We start from the raw sequence: 391 nt of genomic DNA on the forward strand, positions 1-391 counted from the left end.
TCGCAAGATCGTGCGCCGTGAGGGCACGCAGCGAATGGAGCGTTGCCGATGTCGTGGATCTATCTGTTTTTCGCCGGCCTGTTCGAGATCGGCTGGGCGATCGGCCTGAAATACACTGACGGCTTCTCGAAGCTGGTGCCGACGGTGCTGACCGTCGCCTCAATGATCGTCAGCCTCGGCCTGCTCGGCCTGGCGCTGAAGGAGCTGCCCGTCGGCACGGCCTATGCGGTGTGGACCGGCATCGGCACCGTCGGCACCGCGCTGCTGGGCATCTGGCTGCTCGGCGAGCCGGCGACCGTGGTTCGGCTCGCCTGCATCGGCCTCATCGTCTGCGGCATCGCCGGCCTGAAGCTGGTGGCCTGATGTTTGCCGCGAGGCAAACGCGTTCGGG

At 66.5% G+C, this 391-nt stretch carries 1 protein-coding gene; it reads left to right on the forward strand.

Annotation, left to right across the window (positions count from 1 at the left end; translation table 11 throughout):
- The first annotated feature begins 48 nt into the window (after positions 1–48).
- On the forward strand, positions 49–363 hold the full coding sequence (gene sugE / locus EOA28_RS38460) for a quaternary ammonium compound efflux SMR transporter SugE (protein ID WP_127392744.1): 315 nt from the start codon (positions 49–51) through the stop codon (positions 361–363).
- Positions 364–391: the final 28 nt, after the last annotated feature.

This window comes from Mesorhizobium sp. M2A.F.Ca.ET.067.02.1.1 (assembly GCF_004023285.1).
Taxonomy (GTDB): domain Bacteria; phylum Pseudomonadota; class Alphaproteobacteria; order Rhizobiales; family Rhizobiaceae; genus Mesorhizobium.